A 7,095-nucleotide genomic window follows, 5' to 3' on the forward strand; every position below is an offset into this window, starting at 1 on the left:
AAATAAACAAGCTGATGTCGATAAACTACCGACTCCAGCTTATCATTGGTTCATGCTGTTATTCAACAGTTTATGATTGATCCAACGGTGCCTGGTTCCAAGTATCTGGTGCGCTTTTATAAGATGACATAGTTACATAATTCATAAACTGATTTACCCTCATTGACAAAATATCACTAACCAACTCATGAAGTTTGGGCATTCCCTGCTGATCATATTTATGACCAAGACAATCCCATATCTCATCTGAAGTTACATTTTCATAGCCTAGCAGTCGAAATTCTTCTGCTTTGCTTTCGCATAATGTCTCAATCACTTCAGTAAGCTCGGCATTGGTTAATTCTTCCATCGCCATTGGAGCACCTTTCCTTCCTGCACTTGATAACCCTGTCTATTTTTTTATTTGTCCATGCTCAACATTAACTAATTCTTCATCCAACTGGAATCTCCTGCTAAATTCACAAGATAATAAAATAAAGATAAAGTGAGGCAATGATCAAAGAAATCAATGTTAAAGGTAATCCTACTTTCAAAAATTCCATATAGCTAAAATGATGTTTCTCACGATGAGCCATAGCAGCGACTAACATATTGGAAGAAGCACCAATTAACGTACCATTTCCACCAATGCAAGCACCTAATGACAAAGCCCACCAGAGCGGATTCAGCACAGCAGGAGTATTGGCATTCATCTGCACGCCTGCTTCTTGAATTAAAGGAATCATTGTCGCTACCCACGGAATATTATCAATGGCTGCAGATACAACACCTGTAATCCATAATATAATCATCGCCGCAAATCCAAGATTGCCATTGGTTAATTCGATAAGATGCATCGCTCCTAAGCTTATCCAGCCCGTATCTACCAGACCACCAACCAATATAAAGAGTCCGATAAAAAATAGAACGGTTCCCCATTCGATCTCACGCCATATTTCCCCTGTACGCCATTGTGAAGGAGAACTGACTAACAACATCAATACCGCTCCACTCAGAGCAATCACAGGAGCTTCGAGACCTATCCATTTTTGGCATATAAAAGCCAACAACGTCAAGATAAAGATGATAAATATAATCATAGAACGACGTGGGCTCTGAATATAAGAACGTGCTTCTTCCTCCAAATGTTGCAATGAAGTGGTACGTTCCTGTCGCCGAAAAGACTTGCGATAAAATAGCAACAACAGACCAATATTTACGACTAATAAGATAAGTACGATAGGGCCCATGACTTTCAAGAATAAATCGAACGTCAATTGAGGGTTAGCTGACCCAATCCAAATATTGACCGGATGTCCAATCATGGTAGCCGCACCACCCAAGTTACTCACCACAATTTCAGCAATTAAAAAAGGAACAGGATTGAGCTCTAATTTGCGAGTCATCACAATCGTTACAGGCACGATCAATAGCACCATCGTGACACTATCTAATAATGCCGACCCTATTGCTGTAAATGCTGTTAGTAAGAGCATTACTCGTACAGGGCCGCCTTTGGTCCATTTAAGACTATAGATGGCTGCATAAGGTATTAAGCCACTCCGATTCATGACGGCAGCTATTAACATCATACCTATCCACAAGAAGACTGTATTCCACTCTATATGCATTCTATACGCATCTTGCCAATCGACAATACCAATGACTAGAAAAATAAGGGCTCCTGTTAACGCAACAAGTGCTTTGCTTATTCGATCTGTCATCCATACTGCATATATGATCAAAAAGATCACAATCGCTGCCACAGGCTGCCATGAACTCATCAACGCTGTCGGTTGCATATTGCACCTCCTTATTCATCCTTTATATCTATCATACTGATAACAAGAGGTCATCTTCAAGCAAAAAACGGACCTGTTAACCAGGCCCGCTTCGATGTAAGCATCATTATAATGATTAATAAACGTTTATTATTTAGTCAAAACAGGTGCTTTTTCGCCTGTTGCATGACTGATAGAAGCACGATCAAATGTTAATTTCGTTACATCATTTACGCGCAAAACAACCATATCGTCTGTGATTTCAGCAATCGTACCGTGTAATCCACCGATTGTAACAACTTTATCACCTTTAGATAAAGTATTTAACATCATTTTGCGTTGCTTTTGTTTCTTTTGTTGCGGACGAATCAGTAAGAAGTAAAAAATAACGAACATAAATACAAATGGAAGTACTGCTCCCCAGATACCGCCTGTTCCACCTGCAGCTGCTGCTGTTTCAAACATGTTATTTCCCCCTTTTTCTTATCAACCATTAATCAAAAAGCAATATCATACTGTTTTTCGATGGATGTCATGTACATACCGTTTGTTTAGAACCCTTTATCATTATCATGTAGTCCATATTGCGTGAAGAACTCTTCTTTAAAGTCGAGAAGACGATCATCCATAATCGCTTGACGTACATTTTTCATCAGATTCAATAAGAAATGCAGATTGTGATACGTGGTCAATCGTAGACCAAATGTTTCGTCTGCTTTGATGAGATGACGCAGATAGGCACGGGAATAATTCCGACACGTATAACAATCACAGTTCGGATCAAGTGGTCCAAAGTCACGCGCATATTTCGCATTACGTACCACTACACGTCCTTCACTAGTCATGGTTGTACCATTGCGTGCAATCCGTGTTGGCAACACACAATCGAACATATCTACTCCACGAATCGATCCTTCGATCAGAGCATCAGGCGAACCTACACCCATAAGATAACGTGGCTTATTGTGCGGAAGAAACGGTATCGTGAAATCCAAAGCTTGATACATCAAGTCCTTAGGCTCACCTACACTCAGTCCACCAATAGCATACCCCGGGAAATCCATCGAAGTCAAATCAAGTGCACTTTGTTTACGTAGATCTTCATGCATCCCACCTTGAACGATTGCAAACAGTCCTTGATCTTGTGGACGACCATGACTTTCAAGGCAACGTTCTGCCCAGCGAGATGTACGTTCAAGTGACTTTTTCACATACTCATATTCAGCAGGATAAGGAGGACATTCATCAAATGCCATCATAATATCCGAACCTAATGAGTTTTGAATATCCATCGCAATTTCAGGAGATAGGAATAACTTATCGCCATTTAGATGCGATTTAAAGTGTACGCCTTCTTCACTAATTTTACGCATATCACTCAGACTAAATACTTGGAACCCACCGCTGTCTGTCAAAATAGGGCGATCCCAGTTCATAAATTTGTGTAATCCACCTGCATCACGAATCAGATCGTGACCTGGACGAAGAAACAAATGATACGTGTTACTCAAAATAATATGCGCATCCATTTGTTTAAGTTCTTCTGGACTCATTGTTTTAACTGTTGCTTGTGTACCTACAGGCATAAAAGCAGGTGTTTCAATAACTCCATGCGGAGTATGAACACGTCCAAGACGTGCTCCTGATTGCTTACAAGTTTTGATATGTTCGTACGTAATAGGTCCAGCCATAGTATTGGTTCTCATCCTTCTGCTTATAAAATAGGATAGTCAGACTTATCAATAAGTTAACTTATCCTGTTAACGTCACTATAGACATAGCTTACAACAACGTTCATCAACAGTTAATTATACGGGAGCACCCCTGTGAAATACAATCATTTTCTAATAAATAAACATCGCATCGCCAAAGCTGAAAAAGCGATACTCTTCGGCTACAGCTTGCTGATAAGAATTCATAATATGATCTCGACCTGCTAATGCACTGACCAACATCACCAATGTAGATTTAGGCAAATGAAAATTTGTCACCATCGCATCAACCAGACCAAATTCATGTCCTGGATAAATAAAAATTTGTGTCCAACCACTAGAAGCTTCGATCAATGAGCCTTTTGCTTCACGAGCTACAGTTTCCAGTGTACGGGCAGAAGTGGTGCCTACAGCAATAATACGACCGCCGCGCGCTTTCGTTTCATTTAATAATTGAGCCGTCTCCGCAGACAGTGAATAAAATTCTTCATGCATCACATGTTCTTCGATAGTTTCAACTGACATCGGACGGAATGTACCTAATCCTACATGCAGAGTCACAAAGCCTACTTGTACACCTTTAGCTGCAATTTGTTCTAATAATTCTGTTGTAAAATGAAGTCCGGCAGTAGGTGCAGCTGCGGAACCTTCGTGTTTGGCATATACCGTCTGATAACGCTCACGATCATCTAACTTTTCTTTAATATAAGGAGGAAGTGGCATTTCACCCAATCGATCTAGAATCTCTTGGAATATCCCTTCATATCGGAAAGACAATACACGCATCCCCATATCCGATTCTTCTTCGATCACGGCTTCAAGCTCACCGCCGAAATCAATAACAGCGCCTTTTTTCAACTTTTTGCCGGGTTTCACTAATGCTTCCCAACGATCACCTTCAAGTTGAGTTAATAACAGTACTTCTGCTTTAGCCCCTGTATCTCGTTTGATACCGAATAGACGAGCAGGAATAACACGCGTATCGTTCAAAATCAGTGTATCGCCTTCATGTAAATAATCTAAAATCTCACCGAAGTGTTGATGTCTTACTTCGCCTGTTTTTTTGTTTAATGTGAGTAATCGTGAAGCGGTTCGATCTTGTAATGGAACTTGAGCTATCAAATGCTCTGGTAATTCAAAATCATATACATCTACTTTCATGGTTCTACTTACCCCTTCGTAATTTGCACATTGTTATAATAATGTTGCAAGATTTGTTTATAATTGGAGCCTTTATCTGCCATTCCTTTAGCGCCCCATTGAGACATACCTAATCCATGACCATTTCCGTTACCTGTAAATAAAAATCCACCAGCTTCAGTCACTCTAGCTACACCATCACCATTTAAAATAACAGTTGAACTTGAACCTGTTCCTTGTCCGGACGATCCCAAAATAACAGTTCCAGCAGCTGGCATTTCATTTTGATCATTATTCGAACCGATTACTACATAATTGGCAGTATTGACCACATCGAATAATGTACTTGGTAGACTATTAAGTGCAGAACGGAATACATCTGGATATTTAACTTTCACAACAGCACCATTGACTTTAATTTCAGTAACACGACCTGAAGGTCCACGTTGAGATACCTGAATAGAAGTAATCGTTGATGGTAAGCTTGATGTCGTTTTACCTTTTAAAGTAGCTAGAAGTTGCGCAGAGGTAAACGGACCACGTATCCACTCATAACTATTAGACTCAGGTAATAATTCCAACACAGTAGCTTGATCGCCTGGATTCATTTGGCCCACCATCGCTACACTGCTTTGTACAACTGGTAAAGGACGTACATTTGTATTTTTAGCAGTAACCGTCATATAGTCTAATCCAGCCGATGTTTTCTTGCCTGATAATTTTACATTATCTTCACGCACATAACCAGACTTTCCATTATCCAATAATACATGATACCAATTTTTAAGTGCAGCTTGTGAAGCAGCATCTTCTTTGGAGACTACACTGACAAAGACATCTCCACCGCCATTCCATACTTCGGAAGGATCTGCCGAAGCTCCACCACTATTAGCAGAAAAGATGGCTTCAATCACTTTATTATTTTTGGTGACGATCTCACCTGCTGTAGCATCGACAGCCGCAATAATTCGTTTGTCTTCTGCACTTACACCGTTATATGCTTGACTCAGTGTAGTATCGACTACATCTGCTATTTTAAATTTAGAACCTTGTTCTTGAAATCTTGCATAACTGCGTGCAGCTACTGCTTGAGCTTTCAACGCTTCAGCTGGCCATGAAGCAGACACTTCTCCACCTACTACCGAGTACAAATACTCTTCCATCGGCAAAACATTGATCCATGCCAGTTGACCATTATAATTACTCATTTCGAAATCGCCACGATACGTTCGAGCTGACCGTTCGGTGACTTGAGTTCCAGAATCATTACCTTGTAACATCATTTTGGCATCGGTTCCACTCACCATATAATGATCTACAGGTGAAGGACTTGTGATACTTGAAGTCACATTGGTACGCTTAATCATTGCTGCTTGTGTACTGCTTACCGTAGTCAAGGCTACATCAGGTAGCGATGTTGCTGCGAGTGACTTGATACTTGCCAAAGAAGACGCATCTGCTTCTTCGCCCACCCATACATTATAAGAAAGAGCTCCACCACTTTTGGTCATAGCGATAAATCCATCTAATCCGGCTGCACCTACAGCAGCAAGTCCAGCATTAGCTTGCGCTTCCGTTGCATAACTTCCAGCAGATAGATGGAAGCCTCCTTTTACAGCAGGAGTCTGACCGTTCAAAATAGATCGTACCGCAGAAGCAGTGCGAGAAGCTCCAGTGGCAGCAGCTGCTTTAGAAGAATACATGCCTGTATACAATTGGTATACTGTACCTCCATTTTTGGAAGCTGAAAATACGATCGGTTTATCACTGGTCGATTGTAACAATTTAATACCTGTAGCCGCTGTAGCAAAATCCGTCGTCTCCAATACTTTAACCCGGTAGCCATCAATTCCGAAGCTTGCTTGATTACCGATAGATACCCATGAATCAACAACACCATTATTGGATTGTCCAATACTTAGACTACCTGCTGATTTCACATTCACAAAAGGAACCGTTGAAGAATATGTACTCCCCACGTCCAAAAATAATCCTACACGCACTTTTTCATTATCCACAGACGATGTTGCTCCATAAGAAGATTGAGGCAGTGTTCCCGCTAACAGTATCACTACAGGCAAAAGCCATAATTTTTTCTTCCACTTTTTTAAGGTTGTATTTACATTTGTACTCATCTTTATTCACTTATTCCTTTCTTCATCCATACTTGTACAGCTACACTCTTATCCATTATACGCATAAGTGGTCCAAATGACTTGGTTTACACAGAAATTGTCCTAAAACCATTAAGACTTATTACATTAATCTCATTAGCCAAAATATTTTAAAATCTAAAATCACTTTCTTATTAATCATTGATAGCGAGCTATATACTTACAATAATAAAGTTTACAAATATAATAATCTATCACTCATCACTCATCACTCATCATTGATGAGCGACTGTGTGATTACCAAGCCAGGCGGTCTTACCGTCGCTGAATGTATTCACTGTGCATTGCCACTATTTCTACTCAAACCTG

Annotated in this window: 6 protein-coding genes; all 6 read right to left on the reverse strand. The window is 40.2% G+C overall.

Going from position 1 to position 7,095, the window contains the following annotated elements:
- Positions 1 to 70 precede the first annotated feature (70 nt).
- The 6 genes from PO903_RS22250 to PO903_RS22275 all read right to left on the reverse strand — a co-directional run bounded on the left by PO903_RS22250 (position 71) and on the right by PO903_RS22275 (position 6,747).
- Positions 71 to 355 (reverse strand): post-transcriptional regulator, encoded by a 285-nt coding sequence (locus tag PO903_RS22250; RefSeq protein WP_069329161.1) that lies wholly within the window; start codon positions 353 to 355, stop codon positions 71 to 73.
- Between the two features lie 103 nt (positions 356 to 458).
- Positions 459 to 1,781, reverse strand: coding sequence for an ArsB/NhaD family transporter (locus PO903_RS22255; protein WP_273594598.1), 1,323 nt, complete (start codon positions 1,779 to 1,781; stop codon positions 459 to 461).
- Between the two features lie 129 nt (positions 1,782 to 1,910).
- Complete coding sequence (yajC, locus tag PO903_RS22260; RefSeq protein ID WP_069329159.1) at positions 1,911 to 2,225, reverse strand: preprotein translocase subunit YajC; 315 nt, start codon at positions 2,223 to 2,225, stop codon at positions 1,911 to 1,913.
- Positions 2,226 to 2,311: 86 nt separating this feature from the next.
- Positions 2,312 to 3,451, reverse strand: a complete 1,140-nt coding sequence (tgt, locus tag PO903_RS22265) for a tRNA guanosine(34) transglycosylase Tgt (RefSeq protein WP_069329158.1) — start codon at positions 3,449 to 3,451, stop codon at positions 2,312 to 2,314.
- Positions 3,452 to 3,604: 153 nt separating this feature from the next.
- Positions 3,605 to 4,633 carry a tRNA preQ1(34) S-adenosylmethionine ribosyltransferase-isomerase QueA gene (queA, locus tag PO903_RS22270; protein WP_273594599.1) on the reverse strand — a complete coding sequence of 343 codons (1,029 nt, stop codon included), beginning with the start codon at positions 4,631 to 4,633 and terminating at the stop codon, positions 3,605 to 3,607.
- Between the two features lie 8 nt (positions 4,634 to 4,641).
- A complete protein-coding gene (locus PO903_RS22275; RefSeq protein WP_273594600.1) occupies positions 4,642 to 6,747 on the reverse strand; it encodes a SpoIID/LytB domain-containing protein in 2,106 nt (701 codons plus the stop codon).
- Positions 6,748 to 7,095: the final 348 nt, after the last annotated feature.

Origin of the sequence: Paenibacillus sp. PK4536, assembly GCF_028594455.2 — a bacterium.
In the GTDB taxonomy this organism is placed as follows: Bacteria; Bacillota; Bacilli; order Paenibacillales; family Paenibacillaceae; genus Saccharibacillus; species Saccharibacillus nuruki.